Here is an 18,705-nt window from a genome sequence, read left to right as displayed (position 1 = left end):
CGGCGCTCGCGCGCGAGAGTGCCGGCGCGCGACTACTTTCCGGTGCGCTCGCGGTGTTTGCACCCCGGCCAGCAGCAGGGCCGCCGCTTGCCTTCCTCCAACTCCTCGACGGTGCGGCGGATGCGGCGCTCCCGGGTCGCCTGCTGCTTGGCGTCCTCGACCCAGCAGATGAACTCGTTTCGGGCCAGCGGCGTGATGTCGTTCCACGCGGCGAGCGCGGTGGCGTTGCCGATCAACGATTCGCGCAGGTCGGCGGGTAGCTTGTGCACCACCCCGCCGGGCAGTGGCCGGCCGCTCATCGGGCCACCAAATGCGCGCTGTCGTCGTGTAATTCGTCGCGGCGCAACGTCATCGGGGTGGCGGCGGGGATGTCGCCGCCGGCGATCACCGCGCGGGTGATCGGGGTGAGCGCCTCGAACAGCGTCTCCACCTCGTCGTCGGTCAGCGCGTCGAGCGCCGACAGGGCCAGCGCGTCGGTGGTCGCTTCGATGTGGTCCTTGCACTGTCGGCCGGCGGCGGTCAGCGCGCCGTCGCCGTCGAGCAGGCCGCGCTCGGCGAGGCGCTGTTCGTGCCGGCGCCAGGATGCCTCGTCGTAATCGCGGGTGCGGGCGATGTAGTCGCGCGACACGTTGCCCGCCGCGGCGTGCAGGACGTTGGACTCGCGACCGGAGATGCCGGCGGCGGCCAGCACCGCCACGTGCGCGTCACCGCGCTGCTCGCGCAACAGCGTCGTCGCGTGCCACAGCGCGGCCAGCGGATCCTCCGGCCAGGGCAGCGCCAGATTGGCGGCGAACAGCGGGCGCCCGTCCAGCGGTGCTCCCCGGGCCGCCTTGGCCGCGGGTTCGGCTGCCACGGCGACGTTTTCATCCGGGCGCAGGCCGTAGCGGCGCAGCGCGGCGACCGCGGACTCCTGCCGCGCCCGAAGCGCGGCCTGCGGGCCCGCGATCTCCCAGGCCGCCGGCAGCGCCTTGGCCACCCGTTCGGGGGCGAAGTTGTAGAAGATCGCGGCCACCACCTCGCGCGGCACCGCACCCAGCGGCGCCGAGCGGGCCGCGAAATAGCCCATCCAGAATCCGCGGTAGCCCAGGGCGTCCAGCGCGGCCCGCGCCTCCGGCGCGAAGTACGTCACCGCGTGCACCGGCTCGTAGCGATCGAAGAAGCGTCGGGCCAGCAGCGGTTGTCGTCGCATGCTGGCAGTTAACCATTGGTTGCCGGACCCACCAAGCGCGAATCCCCGGCGTCGGAGTCGGCGTCGGTGGTCGGGAGCCGTCGTGCGATGACGGCCAGCGCGTGCTCGGCCCAGCGAATGTTGTCTTCCTCGAAGGAGATTCCGCGGATCAGCGTGAGGTACGGGCCGATCCGTTCGGCGCGGGCCAGGTAGTCCTCTTCGCTGCGGCCGTCCAGCAGGCGGGCCCGCAGTCGTTGGTAGCGCGCCAATTTCGCGGTGGCCCAGTCCCGTCGCTCGCGGATGGCGTCGCGGACCGCCCGCATGTCGCCGGCGTCGGCGGCCTGGACCTTGATCAGCAGTTCGTCGCGGATCACCGACGGCCGCGGCGCCGTCGCGGTGAACCGCCGGATCGCCGCGCGCCCGGCCGCGGTCAGCGAGAACATGCGCTTGTTGGGCCGGCGCTGCTGGTGCACCACCCGCGCCCGGATCAACCCCTGCCCGGCCAGCCGGTCGAGCTCCCGATACAGCTGCTGAGGGGTGGCCGGCCAGAAGTTCGCGACCGAGGCGTCGAAGTCCTTGGCCAGGTCGTATCCCGACGATTCGCCCTCCAGCAGGGCGGCCAACACCGCGTCACGCAGCGACACCGGACGATCATACAACCACATGAATAATCAACAAAGTGACTAAGCGCACGCTGGACATATGCGGCCGATCGGCCTAGCGTCAACCCCACCTACTCAATAAGTTGACTATGCGAGGTCGCCGATGCATCCGTTCCGCCGGGCCGTCGAAGAGCGCGACGAGCAGGCCATCCAGGCGCTGCTGGCCGACACTGTGGTGTTCACCAGCCCGGTGGCGTTCAAGCCCTACGTCGGCAAGCCGATCACCGCGGCCATCCTGCGCGGGGTCATGCGGATCTTCGAGGACTTCCGGTACCTCCGCGAGATCGGCGACCCGGGCGGCCGCGACCACGCCCTGGTGTTCGAGACCGGCATCGCCGGGGCACCCGGGATCAGGATCACCGGCTGCGACTTCCTGCACTGCGACGACGACGGTCTGATCGACGACTTCATGGTGATGGTGCGGCCGCTGTCGGGTGCGACGGCGTTGTCCGAGGCGATGGGCGCCCAGTTCGCGCGCATCCAGCAGGAGGCGGTCGAATTGGCCAATCGATTCGGCACCGCGTAGAAGTAGTGACCATGCGGATCGGATTGAGCATCAACTATGCGGGCGGTTTCAAGGACGTGGCCGCCGAGGTGGCCGACCTGGAAAACGCCGGGCTGGACATCGTTTTCGTGCCCGAGGCGTACTCGTTCGACGCGGTGAGCGCGCTGGGCTACCTGGCGGCGAGCACCCAGCGAGTCGAGCTCGCGTCGGGCATCCTGCAGCTCTACACCCGGACGCCCACCCTGACCGCGATGACCGCGGCCGGCCTGGACTACGTCTCCGACGGACGGTTCACCCTCGGCCTGGGAGCGTCGGGTCCGCAGGTGATCGAGGGCTTCCACGGCGTGCCCTACGACGCCCCGATCGGGCGTACCCGCGAAGTGATCGAGATCTGCCGCCAGGTGTGGCGGCGCGAGCCGGTGCAGCACCGGGGCAAGCACTACACGATCCCGCTGCCCGCCGACCGGGGAACGGGGCTGGGTAAACCGCTCAAGCTCATCAATTCGCCTGTCCGCGAACGGATTCCGATTCTAGTGGCCGCGCTGGGGCCCAAGAACGTCGAGATGGCGGCCGAGATCGCCGAGGGCTGGCAGCCGATCTTCTATCTGCCCGAGAAGGCGCGCGACGTGTGGGGCGAGTCGCTGGCCGCCGGCCGGGCCAAGCGCGCCGCCGAGTTGGGTGAGCTGGAGATCTACGCCGGCCCGGTGTTGGCCATCGGCGAAAACGCCGAGCCGCTAAGGGAATTCGTCAAGCCGCACCTGGCCCTCTACATCGGTGGGATGGGCGCCAAGGGCAAGAACTTCTACCATGCGCTGGCCACCAAGTACGGATACGGCCCGCAAGCCGACCGGATCCAGGAGCTCTACCTGGCCGGCGACAAGGACGGGGCCGCCAAGGTGGTGCCGGATGATCTGGTGCGCGACGTGAACCTGATCGGCAGCCGGGAGTTCGTCAAGGAGCGGGTGGCGGCGTTCCGGGAGGCCGGGGTGACCACCCTGAACGTGGCGCCGATGGCGTCCACCCCCGCCGAGCGGGTCAAGCTGATCGAGGCCCTGCGCCAACTGGTGTGACGCGTACCGGGCAGGCGCGTCGGCTCGACGAAATCAGTTCTGCCGGTGGTCATCTCGTCGCAGCCGGGCCGCTCTGCCGACCGCCGCAGTCACGGCCAGCACCGCCATGCCGGACAGGATCGCCGTCGCGACCCCGGGGCGAACGCTGGCCAGTATCAGCGGCAGCCCGAAGCCGATGTAGGTGACCACGTAGAACAGCCCGGTCAGGCCGCCGCGCAGGCGTTGCGGCGCGGCGGCCTCCAGATCGATCAGCCCTTCGCGCAGACACAATCCGGACGCGCACCCCAGGACCACGAACAGCGGTACGCCCAGCGCCGGGGTCAGGGTGGGCGGCGCCGCGGCGGCCACCGCGTAACCGAGGGCGGCCAGCACCGCGCCGGCGGTGCCCGCCTGAGGCCCCCAGCGCAGCGCCCGGGCCAGCACCTGGACCGCGCCACTGACCCCGTTGACGATCAGGGTGGCGGTGCCGGCGGCCACCGGAGCGGCCAACGCGGTGTGCAGCCGGCCGGGAATGGTGACGAAACCCAATGTGGCCGAGGCGAACACCCACGGCGCCAGTGGCATCGCCCAACTCAACGCCCGCGAAATACCCTGCGGCGCAGCATCCGCCGTCTCCTCGCCGTCAGGATCCGCCGGCGCCGTCACCGGGGACGGCTGCGGCGCGGCGACGACGGCGAACGCCGCCAGCGCGAGGATTGCGGCGGCGAGCGCGAACGACGCCCGGACGCCCGAGGGTCCGGCCCAGGCGAGCACGCCCCCGGCGAACGGCCCCACGGCGAAACCGGCGGTGAGCACCGCTCCGGCGGTCGCGGCGCCGGCGGGACCTCTCAGATCGGACGCCCAGGCGGTGCCCGCGCTGATGGCCAGGCCCACACCGAGCCCGACGATCAGGCGTCCCGCGAACAACGCGGGGCTGTGCTGGGACAGCAGCATCGCCACCGTCCCCACCAGCGCGGCCGCCGAACCGGTCAGCGCCACCGGCCGGCGCCCGAGCGCGTCCGAGGTTCGGCCGCCGACCAGCAGCCCGGGCAGCAGGCCCAGCGCGTAGATCCCGAAGATCCCGTCGAGCGTGGTGGTGGCGAGGTGGTCGCGGTCGCTGATCGCCGGCATCAGCCCGACGAAGTGATTGGCGACCCAGCCCGTGGCCAGCAGCAGGCCCAGCACGCCGACGAACAGCGGTGCACCGGTGGGTGGCTGGGGGTCCGTTCGGACGGGGCGGTTGCGGGCGGCGCGCACGTTCGACGACATCACTGACGGTAGTAACACACGGTCACCGGGCCGGCTATTCCCGCGCCGGCCGACCGTCCCGCCGCGGGCCGGCGTGCAAACATGGCTTCGGTCGGTGCGCACCGCACCGCGGGGTTTGAAATCAGGCAATTCGGTGTACAGATACCACTACTCGTCCCGAGGAAGGCAAATGATGAAGTACATTGCGGCAGCCGCGATCGCGCTCTCCGTCCTGCTGTCCAGCGCGTGTTCGGCCTCACAGGTCATCAACACCGGCGGCGACACCAAGTGCAAGGACTTCACCACACAGGACGAAAAGAAGCAGAACGACGAAGTCAGCAAGATGCTCAAGGACAAGAGCGGCACCGATCCGAGCAACGTCGAGATCTCCGCGACGCGGCTGTCGGCGATGACGTACTGCCAGACGGTCGGGAAACCGGACACCAAGATCTCCGAGGCGCCGCACGGCTGACGGCGGCCGATCTTCGAATCACGATCACCGCAAATCTGGTGGGCGCTGCCGCGGGTTCCTAGGCTGCCCGGGTGGTCTCGACCAACCCGGCGCCGGCACGTGTGACGCTTCGCCACGTCGATCGGACGTTCGGAACGCACACCGTGCTGCGCGACGTCGACGTCCAGATCGAACCGGGTGCGGTGGTCGCGCTGCTCGGAGCGTCCGGTAGCGGCAAATCGACGCTGCTGCGGCTGGTTGCCGGGCTGGACCGGCCCAGCGGGGGCCGGATCGAAATCGACGGCAAGGCGGTTCGCGGGATCGACCCGCGCTGCGCCGTGGTGTTTCAGGAACCGCGGCTGCTGCCGTGGCGGTCGTTGGCGGCCAACGTCGCCTTCGGACTGCCGCGCGGCACCGAGCGGTCGGAAAGACTTGCGGCCGTGCAGCGTTGGCTCGACGTCGTCGGCCTGCGCGAATTCGCTGGCCACTACCCGCGTCAGGTCTCCGGCGGCATGGCCCAACGCGCCGGCCTGGCGCGTGCCCTGGCGCGGCAGCCCAGCGTCCTGTTGCTCGACGAACCGCTGGCCGCGCTGGACGCGCTGACCCGGTTGCGGATGCAAGACCTGCTCGACGCGGTGCAGCAACGGGCCGGGACCACAACGATTTTGGTGACGCACGACGTGGAGGAGGCCGTGCTGCTGGCCGATCGGGTGCTGATCCTGCGCGGCGAGGAGGGCGGCGCGGCGACCGTCGCGGCGACGCACGACGTGGCGATCCCCAAGCCGCGCGACCGCGGTGATCCGCGCATCGCCGCGCTGCGCGAACAGTTGTTGGAGGAAGTCGGTGTGCCGCGACGCGGATACGCCATCGAACAGGAGGCGAAAACGTCGTGAGGCCAAGGCATCTGACGGCATTGGCGGTGGTCGCCGCGGTCACCGCGGTGTCCGGCTGCGGTTCGAGCAGCGGCACCACGACGACCAAGGACCTGCACCTCGACTACGCGTACTACAACCCGCTGAGCCTGGTGATCCGCGACCAGCAGCTGCTGGAGAAGAAGGGCTACCACGTCACCTGGGTGCTCTCCCAGGGCAGCAACAAGGCCAACGAGGGACTGCGGTCCAAGGCCCTGGACTTCGGCTCCACCGGCGGTTCCCCCGCACTGCTGGCGCGGGCCAACGGCACCCCGATCAAGACGGTCGACGTCTACGCCCGGGGCGAGTGGACCGCGCTGGTGGTCGCCAAGAACTCGCCCATCAACGCAGTGGCCGACCTGAAGGGCAAGAAGGTCGCGGTCACCAAGGGCACCGACCCGTACTTTTTCCTGTTGCAATCGCTTGCCACAGCGGGGCTTTCGCCCGCGGATATCGAGATCGTCAACCTGCAGCACGCCGACGGCAAGACCGCGCTCGAGCGCGGCGACGTCGACGCATGGTCCGGATTGGACCCGTTCATGGCCGAGACGATCCAGCAGCAGGGCTCCCGCATCATCTACCGCAACCCGGATTTCAACTCCGGTGGTGTGCTGAACGCTCGCGAGGATTTCATCACCGCCCACCCGGATTCCGTCCAGTTGGTGGTCGACACCTATGAGGAGGCCCGCAAGTGGGCGAAGACGCACCCGGCCGAGCTGGCGGCATTGCTGGCCTCGCAGGCGAAGGTGAGCCAGAGCGTGGCCCAGGAGGAGCTGGGTCGAACGGCTTTGGACATCGACCCGGTGCCGGGGGATTGGCTGCGCGCCGTGCTGACCCGGATCGAGCCGCTGGCGGTGGCCGACGGCGACATCAAATCCGACGACGCCGGACGCAGCGCACTGAACACTCTGATCGAGCCGAAGTACGCTCGGCAAGCCCGCTGACGCCGCGGTCCCGGCGGCTGGGCGGGCTCTCGATCGGCCTGATCGTCCCGGCGCTGCTGCTGGTGGCGTGGCAGCTCGCCACCGCCGTCACCGGATTCTTTGCGGCCAGCCAACTTCCGCCTCCCGGCGACGTGGTGGCCGCGTTGAGTGACTTGGCGCGGCACGGCGAACTGTGGACGCACCTGAGGGCCAGCGGGTGGCGGGTGCTGGCCGGATATGCGTCCGGGGCGGCTGCGGGGCTGGCGCTGGGTTCCCTCGTCGGGCTGTCGGCCACCGCGTGCAGGCTGCTGGCCCCGACCGTGGCCGCGTTTCGCACCGTGCCCTCGTTGGCCTGGGTTCCGTTGCTGCTCTTGTGGTTCGGTATCGACGAGACACCCAAGATCCTGATGGTGGCCGTCGGCGCGTTCTTTCCGGTCTACACGACGACGGCCTCGGCGCTGTCCCACATCGACGCCCACCTGGTCGAGGTGGGGCGAGCCTACGGTCGGCACCGGGTGTCGCTGTTGACCGCGGTGCTGCTGCCCGCCGCGGCGCCGGAACTGGTGAACGGGTTGCGATTAGGCCTGGCCAATGCGTGGCTGTTCGTGGTGGCGGCCGAGCTGATCGACTCCTCGAAGGGACTCGGTTTCCTGCTGATCGACAGTCAGAACAGCGGGCGCACCGACGTGATGCTGCTGGCGATCGTGCTGCTGGCCGGGCTGGGCAAACTCAGCGACGCCGCGCTGGGCGCCGTCGAGACCCGGATCGCCCGGCGGCGCGGCTAATCGAGCAGCAGCTCCGCGGGTATGTCGTCGGACAGCACGGCCCGCGCCAGCAGTTCGCCGAGCAGCGGACCGAACTTCATCAGGTTGGCGCCGACGAACGCCAGCACCCGGCCCCGCCGTGCCACGGTCCAGCCGTCGCCACCCGAATCCAGCCACGGCGCACGGACACTGACGCAGTCCACCCGGTCCACCGCGACCAGCGACGGGAACAGGGCGCGCACCGTCGCGGGGTCGGCGACCTCCTGCCCGAACGCCCACCGCCCGGTGCCCCCGAGCGGCAACCCGTAGCCCTCGGGCGCCGACAGGCACGCCGCTCCGGTCGCATCCGCGCCCCGGTAGGTGAACCGGGTGTGCGGCACGAAGTCGACGCCGAGCGGGCCGAACAGCTTCGGCGTCGCCACCCCCGCGCAGATCAGCACCCGATCGGCGCGCAGCACGGTGCCGTCGGCGAGCACCGTGCGGCCGTCGTCGGCCACCGACACCACCTCGCCGCACCGGATGACGACGCGGCGTGCCAACGCGGTCAGCGCGCGGCGGATCCGCAGGCTGCCGCCCAGTGGATCGAAAATTCCGGTCTCCCAGGGCACGTCGGCGAACGGGATCCGCTCGGCGATGCCATCCCGATCCAGCCGGGAGAACGCGGCGCCCGCCCGCTCCATGGCCTGCGCGACCCCGTCCGCCGCGGCGCCGGCGGCGATGAAGCCCTCCGAACCCAGCAGCCGCCCCACCCCGAACTCGGCCTCCCACCGCTGCCAGGCCGCCCGGGCGTCAAAAGCCAACCGGCACAACGACTCTCGCCGGTGGGCGATCCGGAAGATCCGGGCCAGCCCGGCGGACTGCTCGCCGAACGGCTGCCCTTTTTCCAGCACAACCACGTCGTCGTGTCCGCGGCGCGAGAGTTCGTGGGCGGCCGCGAGGCCGCACACCCCCGCACCGATGACCACGATCATCAGAAGAAGAACCCGGCGTGCGGCGCCTCGGGCACCGCGAACAGCCGATCGGCGACCGCCAGCGCCCCCGGATCGCGGGCCCGGGCCAGCCCGGCCACGGCGAGGTCCCGCCACGTGGTGCCGCCGAGCAGCACGGCGGCCAGCCCCTCGACGTCGACATCGACGTCGGCCGGCCCGTCGGTCACCGCGACACCGCCACCCGCGATGCGCAGGTACACCGAATTGTCCTGCAGCAGCGGGTCGTTGACCGCGACGGTGAGCGTCTCGTCGCCGCAGTAGCCGCGGGCGGCCAGCGCCGCCCGCGCGTCGACCACGCGGAGCCACGTCTCGTCGTGTACCGCGGTGACCCGCACCGCCCGCCGGTCGGCCAGCAGCCAGGGCAGCGGATCGTCCAGTGGCAGCATCCAAAATTGCACGCGGTCAACCAGATCCAGGCCGAGCAGGAACCGCAGCAACCCGAGGTAGGCCTCGGCGGTGGGCGCGAAGAAGTCCTCGACCACGATGGTGCGCTCGTCGCTGACGAACCACCGCTCGGTGTCGATCGGGCGGTAACGGACGAAACCGGTTTCGGACCCCGGCGCGCCGTGCACCGCGACATACGTTGGGCCCGGGGCGGATTCGGTGCGCAACCGCACACCCTGCCACCACACCCGCGGACGGTCGATGGTGCCCGGGCGCACCGGGCGATGCTCGGCGTAGATCCGGGGCAGCACCTCCCACGCCTGCGCGGTGTCCAGTAATCGCACCGGGCCGCCCGGCCCGACGTCGCGGCGCAGCGCCGCGCGCGCGGTGTGCACCGTCACCGATTGCGACGAGCTCGCGACGCCGTAGCCGTAGCGGCCGTAGATCGTCGCCTCCGAGGCCCGCAGCGTCGCCACCACCTCGTTGCGTGCCGCGAAGTCGCGCAGCTGATGGCGCACCAGGGCGGTGGCGATGCCCTGCCGGGTGAACGACGGCAGCACCCCGATGTGGGTCACGGCCGCGTGACCCACCAGCGCCCCGCCGGGCAGCGTCAACCGGCTGGTCACCGCGTCGGCGGTGCCGACGAGTTGCCCGCCGGCGTAGGCCCCGATGGTGCGGCCCGGCTCGAGCAGCGTGCCGATCTGGCCGGGTGCCAGCCCCGCCAGCGGCGCGAACCCGACCATGGCGGTGCGGAACACGTTGGCGGCGGCGATCAGGTCGTCTTCGTCCTCGAGAACCCGGATCTCGATAGCCATGCCGCCATCATGTCGCGCGCGGCCGGTGACGCCGCCCGCGGGAGGTCGCTACCCGGTCACCGGATGGGCAGGCCGGTCAGTGCCCGGGAGATGACCAGCCGCTGGATCTCGCTGGTGCCCTCGAAGATGGTGAAGATCTTGGCGTCGCGGTGCATCCGCTCCACCGGGTAGTCGCGGGTGTAGCCGTTGCCGCCCAGGATCTGGATCGCCTCGTCGGTGACGTACACCGCGGTTTCGCTGGCCACCAGCTTGGCCATCGAGCCCTCCGCGGCGTCGAAGGCCTGGTTGTTGCGGGCCATCCAGCCGGCCCGCCACACCAGCATCCGGGCGGCGTCGATACGGCACTTCATGTCGGCCAGCTTGAACGCCACCGCCTGGAACTCGCCGATCTTGCGGCCGAATTGCTCGCGCTGGCAAGCGTATTCGAGCGCATACTCGTATGCGGCCCGCGCCACCCCGACGGCCATCGCGCCGACCGTGGGCCGGGTGCGCTCGAAGGTCTTCAGCGCGGCCTGCCCGCGGGCCGAGGCGCCGGACTTGACCCGGGCGATCCGCTCCTCGAACTTCTCCCGGCCGCCCAGGATGTGGTCTGCCGGCAGCCGGACGTCGTCGAGCACCACCTCGGCCGTGTGCGACGCGCGGATCCCGTGCTTCTTGAACTTCTGCCCCTGCGCCAGCCCCTTCACCCCGGCCGGGACGACGAAGGTGGCCTGCCCGCGGGCGCCCAGCTCCGGATAGACCGACGCCACCACGATGTGCACGTTGGCGATCCCGCCGTTGGTGGCCCAGGTCTTGGTGCCGTTGAGCACCCACTCGCCGGTGGCTTCGTCGTAGCGGGCGCGGGTGCGGATGGCGCCGACGTCGGAGCCCGCATCGGGTTCCGACGAACAGAACGCGCCCAGCTTGGGTTCGTCGGCTGTGCCGAACATCTCGGGCAACCAGCGGCCCAGCTGTTCGGGCGTGCCGTTGCCGGCCAGCGCCGCCGCGGCCAGCCCGGTGCCCATGATGGACAGCGCGATTCCGGCGTCCCCCCAGAACAGCTCCTCGAACACCGTCAACATGCCCAGGCCGGTCGGCTCGGCCGCCTGCTGGGCGAACAGGTCGGGCGAGTACAGCCCCACCTTGGCGGCCTCCTGGATCACCGGCCAGGGGGTCTCCTCACGCTCGTCCCATTCCGCGGCGGCGGGGCGGACGACGTCGGCCGCGAACTGGTGCACCCAGTCGCGCACCTCGATCACGTCATCGGACAGCTGCAGGGAAAACGTCACGTCTGTGCTCCTGAATCATTGTCGTTGTCGTTCAAAGGTTTTCGCCGGTTCGTGTACTGGGCGAGGACGCTGACCGTTTGGTTGACCCAGGCCTCGAAGTAGCGGTCCTCGTCGGTGGTGCCGGGCAGCCGGCCGGTGAGCGCTTGCAGGGTGGCGGCATAGGACAGCGACCCGATCGCCACGGCGGCGGCCGCTTCGGGATCGGGGATGCTGGTCCGCCCGGCACGATTGGATGCGGCCAATTCGTCGGCGAAGCGTTGGTAGGCGTTGTCGGTGATCACCTGCCAGGTCTTCTCGTCGAGATCGCCGAGCTCGTCGGGCTCGCGCAACATGACCTTGAGCAGATCCTCGCTCTGTTTGAGGTTGTTCCAGATCAGCTGCCCGGCGGTGCGCACCGCCTGCTCGACGCTGCCCGGCTGCCCCGCGTCGTACTGCTCTCGCGCGGTCACGATGCTCTCGATCCGGTGCGCGACCGCGGCCTCGAGCAGCTCGCGCTTGGAGCCGAAGTGTTTGTAGAGCGCCCCGGACCCCGGCGCCAGGCCCGACTCGCGCTGGATGTCGGCCACCGACGTCGCGGCGTATCCCTTCGCGGCGAACAGCCGCAGCGCCGCGGACAGCAGCCGGTCCCGTCCCGAGCTGAGCATAGTGAGAGAGTACTCACTCACCATCCACGGGGCAAAATGGTGCCCGCGCTCGGCGCGCGAGGGGGAGAAGGCGATGCGGTTAGCGTTAGATTCTTGCCGAACTGAAGGAGCCTGACATTCGCGTCTTACCGCGCATACAGCTGCCGATGCGGGTGCTGTCGCTGCGCACCATCGTCATCGTGGCCGCGATCTCGGTGATGACCCTGGTCGTCCTGCTGGGCACCTGGGTGTGGGTGGGCGTCACCAACGACCAGTACAACCAGCTGGACCGCCGGCTCGATTCGGTCAGCAGCCTGGGCGACATCAGCAGCCTGCTCACCAACCCGCAGCACAACAGCCCGGACCGCGCTACCCCGGACGGCAACCTGGTGCGCACCGCGCGCATCGGCGGCGTGACCGTGTCGGTGCCGAGCAACATCGTGTTGCCGCAACTTCCCGACGGTTACGCCAACACCACGATCAACGGGGTGCAGTACCGGGTCCGCACCTTCACCGCGGGCCCCGCCTCGATCGCGCTCGCCGCGCCGCTGGCCGAAGCCCAGCACCGGATCAACGAACTGCACCTGCGGGTGTTGTTGATCTGCGCCAGCGTGATCGGCGGCACGGTGGTGGTGGGCTGGGTGATCTCGTTGATCATGGTCAATCCGTTCCTGCTGCTGGCCCAGCAGGCGCGCGCCATCAACGCCCAGTCCAGCCCGGACGAGGTCCAGGTGCGCGGGGTGCGCGAGGCCGTCGAGATCGCCGAGGCGGTCGAGGGCATGCTGGCCCGCATCGGCAAGGAACAGCAGCGCACCAAGGCCGCGCTCGAGTCGGCCCGCGACTTCGCGGCCGTCGCCTCCCACGAGCTGCGCACGCCGCTGACCGCCATGCGCACCAACCTGGAGGTGCTGTCCACCCTGGACCTGCCGCACGAGCAGCGCCAGGAGGTGATCGGCGACGTCATCCGCACCCAGAGCCGCATCGAGGCCACGCTGACCGCGCTGGAGCGGCTGGCCCAGGGCGAGCTGACCACCGTCGACGATTTCGTCCCGTTCGACATCACCGAGCTGCTGGACCGCGCCGCCCACGACGCCCTGCGCGTCTACCCCGACGTGGAGGTGTCGCTGGTGCCCTCGCCGACGGTGCTGATGATCGGGCTGCCCACCGGGCTGCGGCTGGTGATCGACAACGCCATCGCCAACGCCGTCAAGCACGGCAACGCCAGCAAGATCCAGCTCACCGTCAGCAGCTCCGGCGAGGGCGTGGAGATCGCCATCGACGACGACGGCAGCGGGATTCCGGAGGCCGAGCGCGCCACCGTGTTCGAACGTTTCGCCCGCGGGTCGACGGCGGCGCGCTCGGGATCCGGGCTGGGCCTGGCGCTGGTGGCCCAGCAGGCCGAATTACACGGCGGCACAGCCGAATTGCAGAACAGCCCGCTGGGCGGTACCCGGCTGCTGCTGCGGCTCGCCGGGGACGGGCGCGGACCGGCGTAGCGGGCCGATCGAAGACAAGGCACTCGACGTCAAGCCACACGCCCTTGTGTTAGTAGAGCGCTCTATATAATCTGATGCCCGGGGGCAGCGGATCCGAAAGGCACATCGATGAACGCCAGCGCCGAACACGTCCGGTATGAGAAGCGGGGCCGGATCGCCACCATCACCCTGGACCGGCCGGCCTCGCGCAACGCGATCGATCCGGCGATGGACCGGCGGCTGCGCGACATCTGGGCCGAATTCCGCGACGACGACGGCGTCGACGTCGCGATCCTGACCGGGGCGGGTGAGGCGTTCTGCGCCGGCGCCGACCGCAACAGCTGGTTTCACCAATGGCTCGATGCCGACGCGGCGGTGGTGCGCCGCAACGCCAAAGGCGTTGGCTTCGGCGGCATCACCCGCGGACTGCACCGCATCACCAAGCCGGTGATCGGGGCGGTCAACGGCTGGGCGCTGGGCGCCGGCCTGGAGCTGGCGCTGGCCTGTGACATCCGGATCGCCTCCGAGCGGGCGATGTTCGGTGCGCCGTTGGTGGGCCTGGGTTTTCATCACGGCGACGGCGGCATCTCACGGCTGGTCGATACCTGCGGGCTGGCCGTCGCGCTGGATCTGGAATTGAGCGGCGAACCCATCGACGCCCAACGCGCGCTGCAGGTCAACCTGGTCACCCGGGTGGTGGCCCACGACGACTTGATGACGGCGGCCCACGCCCTGGCCGAGCGCATTGCCGGTTATCACCAGGCCGCGGTGCGCTCGGCCAAGGACACGGTGCTCGACGTGGTCGGGCGACCGCTGGACGAGCAACTCGAGCGGGAGGCGATGAGCGCCTACTCCATCGATCGGCACAGCGCCCGCGAGATCATCGCCGCGGTCGGGATGCGGGGCCACTGATGGCCACGGCGACCCGCGAACGGTTCCTGACCGCGGCCACCGGACTCTTTCGGCGCCAAGGCTATTCGGGCACCGGCCTCAAACAGATCGTCGCCGAGAGCCGGGCCCCGCTGGGCTCGTTGTATCACTTCTTCCCCGGCGGCAAGCAAGACCTGGCCGTGCAGGCGATCGCCCACACCGCCGAGCGCTACCGGGAACTGCTCGACCGGGTGTTCGCCAGGTCCACCGACATCGGGCAGGCAACCGTCACGTGGTTCAACTGGGCCACCCGCGCCCTGCAGGAAACCGACTACGCCGACGGCTGCCCGATCGGCACGGTGGCGTGCGAGGTCGCCAGCAGCAACGAGGCGCTGCGGCAAGCCACCCAGGCGGTGTTCGCGTCCTGGCAGTCCCGGGTGGCCGCCGAACTGATCGGCGCGGGCGTCCCGACCGCGCAGGCCCGCCGGCTTGCGACGTTCGCGGTGGCCAGCCTGGAGGGGGCGATCCTACTCGCCCGGGCGCACCGCAGCACCCGGCCGCTGCGCGACACCGGCCGCGTCGTCGCCGACACCCTGCGCGCGGCCACCGACCGCGGCTGACCGGGCGACTCGACTCATGCTCGGCCACCTCGGCATCAACGTGCCCGACCTGTCCGTCGCCAAGCGGTATTACGACGCGCTGATGCCGCTGGTCGGATTCGAGCCGTTCTTTGCCGCCGACGACGAATTCTCCTATCGACCGGCCGGCAACAAGCCGGGCACCTACCTGTTCTTCTACCCCGCGGCCGAACCGCACGAGTACTCGGCACAACGCACCGGCCTTCAGCACCTGGCATTCATGGTGCGAGGACGCTCGGCGGTGCACGAGGTGCACACCCATGTAATTCGAATTGGCGGCACCGTCATTTACCCGCCGCGCCATTTCCCGCAATATCCCGGCCACTATTACGCCACCTTCTGGTACGACCCCTTCGGCATCAAACTCGAGGCCGTCTGCCACCACGACCGGGATTAGCCGACGGCGCCGACCGCGCGGCTTGCGGGATTTTTGTGACAGCCGAGTCCGGAGTGGTCGTTGAGGTTTATCGCCGACTCCTTATGGGAACTCAGGAATTTCACGTTTGGGAGCCGTTTGGAAGGCGTGTGGAAGCCGGTTGAGAGCAGAGTTGAGCATCGAAATTCCGGGCCGGGTGCCCGGCAGGATCCGTACCGGATACAAGATCAGCGAAAGCGCACTACACTATGGCCCCAAGCACGTCGGTTGGCGTTGAGCATTCGGAGGGAAACCATGGTTGTGTCGGTGCAGTCAGAGATGGTTCTGGCGTCGGCTGGCGCCGAGTCGGCGATCAGCGCCGAGACCGAGGCGGCCGCCTCGGCGGCGTCGCCCGCACTGCTGGGCGTGATGCCGATGGGCGGTGACCCCGACTCGGCCATGTTCGCGGCGGCGCTGAACGCCTGCGGGGCCAGCTACCTGGGGGTCGTCTCGGAGCACGCCGCCCAGCGCGGCCTGTTCGCCGGCGCGCAGGGGATGGCGTCCGGGGTGTACACCACCACCGAGGCGATGCGCTCGCTGGCCATGGGAATCAGCAGCGTCCTCTAAACCTGGTCAAAGGGGGAAGTACGCATGGCCGATCCCGGATGGGCTGCGCGTACGCCCGAGGACAACGACATGCTGCTCAAGGCAGGCGTCGGGGTGGGCACTCACGTGGCCAACCAGACCGCCTGGACGACCTTGGCCGCCACCCATCATGCCTCGGGCGTCGCATCGGCGATCAACACCGCCGCGACCTCGGCGAGCTGGCTGGGCGCCGGGTCGGCGGCCTCGGCGGCCAACGTCACCATGCTCAACGCGTCGCTGCACGGCCTGGCCGGCTGGGTCGACGTCAAGCCGGCGGTGGTGGCCACCGCCATCTCGGCCTACCAGATGGCCTACGGCTCGATGCGCCCGGCGCCCGAATGCATCGCCAACCGGACCGAGACCGCGACCGACTACGGCATCAACCCGCTGGTCCTCGGCGCGCTGACGCCGCGGATCGCGTCGCTGGAACTCGAGTACTACGGCTCCATGTGGCCCAACAACTCGGCCGTCGGCGCCAGCTACGGGGCGGTGCTGACCGCGCTGGCCGAAAGCCTGGCGATCGCGCCGCCGATCGCGTCCATGGGCGCCTCACCGGCCGCGCCGGCCGAGGCGGTCTCGGCGATCGGCGAGTCCGCGGCCAACGTCGCCGCCGGCGACGGCATGCGCGCCGCCTACCAGGGCGTGCAGACCGGCACCCAGGGCGCGGGGCAGGCCGCCTCGAGCGGGCAGGACCTGGGCGGCCAGATGAGCAGCCTGATGCAACCGGTGCAGGAGCTGATGGGAGCGGTGCCGCAGGCGATGCAGGCCCCCATGCAGATGATGCAGGCCCCGATGCAGATGATGCAGCCGCTGCAGTCGATGATGGGTATGTTCGCCAACCCCGGCGCCATGGGCATGGGTGGGGCGGCGCCGGGAGTCTCGGCCGTCTCCGCCACCACCGGGCTCTCCGCCGCGGAAGCCGGTGCCGGTGGCGCCGGATCCCTGGGCAGCGCGGGCGTGCCCGCAACCAGTTTCACCCGTCCGGTCAGCGCCTTCGAGCCCGCCACCAGTGGCCGGCCGGTGGGGCTGCGGCCGGCCGGGGCGTTAGGCGCCGAGGCTCTGCGACCGCAGACCACGACGATGAGTGGAGCCCCGATGGGCGGTATGCCCGTCGGGCACGGGGCGGGAGGCCAACGCGGATCCCGTGACAAGGCCGAAGAGCCCGCGACCGTGCGGGTCGTCGACGACCGAGTGTGAGCAGACCCCCTGGTGAAGGGTGAATCGACAGGTACACACAGCCGCCATACACTTCGCTTCATGCCCTTACGGGGGGCGGCCAACCCAGAAGGAGAATTCCGTGACAATCAAGGTGACCCCGCAAATGCTTCGCGATACTTCCAACGCGATTCAGGCGAATATGGAACATGCCATCGGCATCGGTCAGGGTTACGTCGCAAATCAGGAAAATGTGATGAACCCGGCCACCTGGTCCGGTGACGCGGTGGCCGCGTCGCACGCGACGGCCATCGAGGTGCAAAACGATTTGAACAAGGTGCTCACCGGTGGCACCCGGCTGGCCGAGGGCCTCACCAAGGCGGCCGCCCTGATGGAAGGCCACGAGGCGGATTCCTCGCACGCATTCAGCGCCCTATTCGGCGGCCACGGCTCCTGACCCACCAAATCCATTCCCATAACAGGCTTTTGAAAGGAAATTGATCATGTCCGACCCGATCACTTACAACCCGGGCGCGGTGGCCGACTTCGCCACCGACGTCGCCTCCCGCGCCGGCCAGTTGCAGTCCATTTTCGACGACACCTCCAACCGCACGCACGCCCTGCAGGAATTCTTCGCCGGGCACGGCGCGTCGGGCTTTTTCGAGGCGCAGGCCCAGATGCTGTCCGGGCTGCAGGGGCTCATCGACACGATCCGTCAGCACGGGCAGACCACCTCGCACGTGCTGGACAGCGCGATCAGCACGGACCAGCACATCGCCGGCCTGTTCTGAGCCGGCACGACCGGAACGAGGGTGGGGCAGATGCGCCGAGCGTGTGCCCCACCGTTCGTCTTTCTTCCCCGGCTGGGGATCCCGCGCGGTGAGGGCAGGGCGACATGCTGACCACGACGGTCGACGGCCTCTGGGTGTTGCAAGCGGTCACCGGGATCGAACAAACCTGCCCTGAGCTGGGGCTGCGGCCGCTGCTGCCGCGGCTGGACACCCCCGAGCGGGCGCTGCGGCACCCGGCGGCCGCCGAGCTGGTGGCCGCCGGCGCGCTCGACGAGGCCGGCAACGTCGACCCGATGATTCGCGAGTGGCTCACCGTGTTGTTGCGCCGGGACCTGGGCCTGCTGGTGATGATCGCCGTCCCGGGCCGCGAGCCGAGCCGGGCGTCGATCTGCCGCTTCGCCACCTGGTGGGTGGTGTTGGAACGCCACGATCAGCTGGTGCGCCTCTACCCGGCCGGCACCGCCAGCAGCGAGGCCGCCGCCAGCGAGATCGTGGTCGGCCAGATCGAGCGGTTGTGCGGCGTGGCCGAGGCGGCGCCGCTGCGGCCCATCACCCTGGACACCGAGCAACTGCTGGCCTCGGTGCACGACACCGCCAGCCTGCGGGCGTTCCTGCTCGAGCAGCGCCTCGACGCCGACCAGCTGCAGACGGTGCTCACCGCCGCCGACTCGGCCCGCTCGGCGCACGCCAACATCGTCGCGCTGCAGGCCGGCGTCGGGCCCGACGAGCTGGCCCGCGTCGCCGTCGGCGATTCGTCGGTGTCCATCGTGGACACCCCCGGCGGCCGGGTCTGTATCGAAAGCGTGGTATCCGGGCAGCGCCGCTACCAGATCCTGTCGCCCGGCTCGCGCAGCGACATCGGCGGAGCGGTGCAACGGCTGATCCGACGGCTGCCCGCCGGCGACGAGTGGTACTCGTATCGGCGGGTGGTGTGACGGTGCGGCCCCGTTATCGCGTCAAACTAACTTGGTCAACCAAAGTCTTGGAATAGCAACGCCTGTCGTACTTGAAAGGTT

Annotated in this window: 23 protein-coding genes; 15 read left to right on the top strand and 8 right to left on the bottom strand. The window is 69.9% G+C overall.

All coding sequences use genetic code 11. The features are described 5' to 3' along the window. Positions 1–32: 32 nt before the first annotated feature. The 3 genes from NF20_RS21820 to NF20_RS21810 are packed head-to-tail and all read right to left on the bottom strand — an operon-like array spanning position 33 to position 1,812. Positions 33–299 (bottom strand): YdeI/OmpD-associated family protein, encoded by a 267-nt coding sequence (locus NF20_RS21820; RefSeq protein WP_003876897.1) that lies wholly within the window; start codon positions 297–299, stop codon positions 33–35. Then, on the bottom strand, positions 296–1,189 hold the full coding sequence (locus NF20_RS21815; protein WP_033717493.1) for an SCO6745 family protein: 894 nt from the start codon (positions 1,187–1,189) through the stop codon (positions 296–298). The genes NF20_RS21820 and NF20_RS21815 overlap by 4 nt, the downstream gene beginning before the upstream one ends. Before the next feature lie 8 nt (positions 1,190–1,197). Next, a complete protein-coding gene (locus tag NF20_RS21810) occupies positions 1,198–1,812 on the bottom strand; it encodes a PadR family transcriptional regulator (RefSeq protein ID WP_011723359.1) in 615 nt (204 codons plus the stop codon). 121 nt (positions 1,813–1,933) lie between these two features. On the opposite strand from NF20_RS21810, the gene NF20_RS21805 reads away from it, so the two are divergent. Together NF20_RS21805 and NF20_RS21800 are read left to right on the top strand one after the other, a co-directional pair. Beyond that, the gene (locus NF20_RS21805; protein ID WP_003876900.1) at positions 1,934–2,356 is read left to right on the top strand and encodes a nuclear transport factor 2 family protein; all 423 of its coding nucleotides are present in this window, start codon (positions 1,934–1,936) and stop codon (positions 2,354–2,356) included. Between the two features lie 11 nt (positions 2,357–2,367). After that, on the top strand, positions 2,368–3,405 hold the full coding sequence (locus tag NF20_RS21800) for an LLM class F420-dependent oxidoreductase (protein ID WP_033711908.1): 1,038 nt from the start codon (positions 2,368–2,370) through the stop codon (positions 3,403–3,405). A 33-nt stretch (positions 3,406–3,438) separates the two neighbouring features. On the opposite strand, the gene NF20_RS21795 is transcribed toward NF20_RS21800, so the two are convergent. Continuing rightward, positions 3,439–4,656 carry an MFS transporter gene (locus tag NF20_RS21795; protein ID WP_033711837.1) on the bottom strand — a complete coding sequence of 406 codons (1,218 nt, stop codon included), beginning with the start codon at positions 4,654–4,656 and terminating at the stop codon, positions 3,439–3,441. Positions 4,657–4,822: 166 nt separating this feature from the next. On the opposite strand from NF20_RS21795, the gene NF20_RS21790 reads away from it, so the two are divergent. From NF20_RS21790 to NF20_RS21775, 4 genes are all read left to right on the top strand, one after another. Further along, positions 4,823–5,104, top strand: coding sequence for a hypothetical protein (locus tag NF20_RS21790; RefSeq protein ID WP_003876352.1), 282 nt, complete (start codon positions 4,823–4,825; stop codon positions 5,102–5,104). Positions 5,105–5,205: 101 nt separating this feature from the next. After that, positions 5,206–5,976, top strand: coding sequence for an ABC transporter ATP-binding protein (locus tag NF20_RS21785; protein ID WP_080711142.1), 771 nt, complete (start codon positions 5,206–5,208; stop codon positions 5,974–5,976). Then, positions 5,973–6,938, top strand: a complete 966-nt coding sequence (locus NF20_RS21780; RefSeq protein ID WP_023866821.1) for an aliphatic sulfonate ABC transporter substrate-binding protein — start codon at positions 5,973–5,975, stop codon at positions 6,936–6,938. Before NF20_RS21785 ends, NF20_RS21780 begins: the two co-directional genes overlap by 4 nt. 62 nt (positions 6,939–7,000) lie before the next feature. Continuing rightward, positions 7,001–7,702 (top strand): ABC transporter permease, encoded by a 702-nt coding sequence (locus NF20_RS21775; protein ID WP_033711836.1) that lies wholly within the window; start codon positions 7,001–7,003, stop codon positions 7,700–7,702. Here NF20_RS21775 and NF20_RS21770 read toward each other — a convergent pair. The 4 genes from NF20_RS21770 to NF20_RS21755 are packed head-to-tail and all read right to left on the bottom strand — an operon-like array spanning position 7,699 to position 11,781. Further along, positions 7,699–8,652, bottom strand: a complete 954-nt coding sequence (locus NF20_RS21770; protein WP_033711835.1) for an NAD(P)/FAD-dependent oxidoreductase — start codon at positions 8,650–8,652, stop codon at positions 7,699–7,701. The genes NF20_RS21775 and NF20_RS21770 overlap by 4 nt on opposite strands. After that, entirely contained in the window at positions 8,652–9,869 is a 1,218-nt protein-coding gene (locus tag NF20_RS21765; RefSeq protein WP_033711833.1) for a GNAT family N-acetyltransferase, read from the bottom strand. The genes NF20_RS21770 and NF20_RS21765 overlap by 1 nt, the downstream gene beginning before the upstream one ends. 56 nt (positions 9,870–9,925) lie before the next feature. After that, complete coding sequence (locus NF20_RS21760; RefSeq protein ID WP_003876359.1) at positions 9,926–11,137, bottom strand: acyl-CoA dehydrogenase family protein; 1,212 nt, start codon at positions 11,135–11,137, stop codon at positions 9,926–9,928. Beyond that, complete coding sequence (locus NF20_RS21755) at positions 11,134–11,781, bottom strand: TetR/AcrR family transcriptional regulator (protein WP_023900488.1); 648 nt, start codon at positions 11,779–11,781, stop codon at positions 11,134–11,136. The genes NF20_RS21760 and NF20_RS21755 overlap by 4 nt, the downstream gene beginning before the upstream one ends. Positions 11,782–11,927: 146 nt before the next feature. Between NF20_RS21755 and NF20_RS21750 the strand changes: the two genes are divergently transcribed. The 9 genes from NF20_RS21750 (at position 11,928) to NF20_RS21710 (ending at position 18,624) form a co-directional block, all read left to right on the top strand. Continuing rightward, positions 11,928–13,256 carry a sensor histidine kinase gene (locus NF20_RS21750; RefSeq protein ID WP_023866818.1) on the top strand — a complete coding sequence of 443 codons (1,329 nt, stop codon included), beginning with the start codon at positions 11,928–11,930 and terminating at the stop codon, positions 13,254–13,256. A 108-nt stretch (positions 13,257–13,364) separates the two neighbouring features. After that, complete coding sequence (locus tag NF20_RS21745) at positions 13,365–14,147, top strand: enoyl-CoA hydratase/isomerase family protein (protein WP_023900487.1); 783 nt, start codon at positions 13,365–13,367, stop codon at positions 14,145–14,147. Further along, positions 14,147–14,725 (top strand): TetR/AcrR family transcriptional regulator, encoded by a 579-nt coding sequence (locus tag NF20_RS21740; RefSeq protein ID WP_023900486.1) that lies wholly within the window; start codon positions 14,147–14,149, stop codon positions 14,723–14,725. Before NF20_RS21745 ends, NF20_RS21740 begins: the two co-directional genes overlap by 1 nt. Before the next feature lie 16 nt (positions 14,726–14,741). Continuing rightward, the gene (locus NF20_RS21735; protein ID WP_023900485.1) at positions 14,742–15,140 is read left to right on the top strand and encodes a VOC family protein; all 399 of its coding nucleotides are present in this window, start codon (positions 14,742–14,744) and stop codon (positions 15,138–15,140) included. A 273-nt stretch (positions 15,141–15,413) separates the two neighbouring features. Then, positions 15,414–15,725: a PE domain-containing protein gene (locus tag NF20_RS21730; RefSeq protein WP_003876365.1), complete on the top strand. Its 312-nt coding sequence runs from the start codon at positions 15,414–15,416 to the stop codon at positions 15,723–15,725. Between the two features lie 24 nt (positions 15,726–15,749). Further along, complete coding sequence (locus tag NF20_RS21725) at positions 15,750–16,940, top strand: PPE family protein (RefSeq protein WP_003876908.1); 1,191 nt, start codon at positions 15,750–15,752, stop codon at positions 16,938–16,940. A gap of 100 nt (positions 16,941–17,040) precedes the next feature. Then, positions 17,041–17,355 (top strand): WXG100 family type VII secretion target, encoded by a 315-nt coding sequence (locus NF20_RS21720; RefSeq protein WP_011723369.1) that lies wholly within the window; start codon positions 17,041–17,043, stop codon positions 17,353–17,355. 46 nt (positions 17,356–17,401) lie between these two features. Next, entirely contained in the window at positions 17,402–17,689 is a 288-nt protein-coding gene (locus NF20_RS21715) for a WXG100 family type VII secretion target (protein ID WP_003876587.1), read from the top strand. 104 nt (positions 17,690–17,793) lie between these two features. Further along, positions 17,794–18,624, top strand: a complete 831-nt coding sequence (locus tag NF20_RS21710; protein WP_003876588.1) for an ESX secretion-associated protein EspG — start codon at positions 17,794–17,796, stop codon at positions 18,622–18,624. Positions 18,625–18,705: the final 81 nt, after the last annotated feature.

Origin of the sequence: Mycobacterium sp. MAC_080597_8934, from assembly GCF_000523975.1 — a bacterium.
GTDB classification, from domain to species: Bacteria; Actinomycetota; Actinomycetes; order Mycobacteriales; family Mycobacteriaceae; genus Mycobacterium; species Mycobacterium avium.
This window is presented reverse-complemented; position numbering and strand designations above follow the sequence as displayed.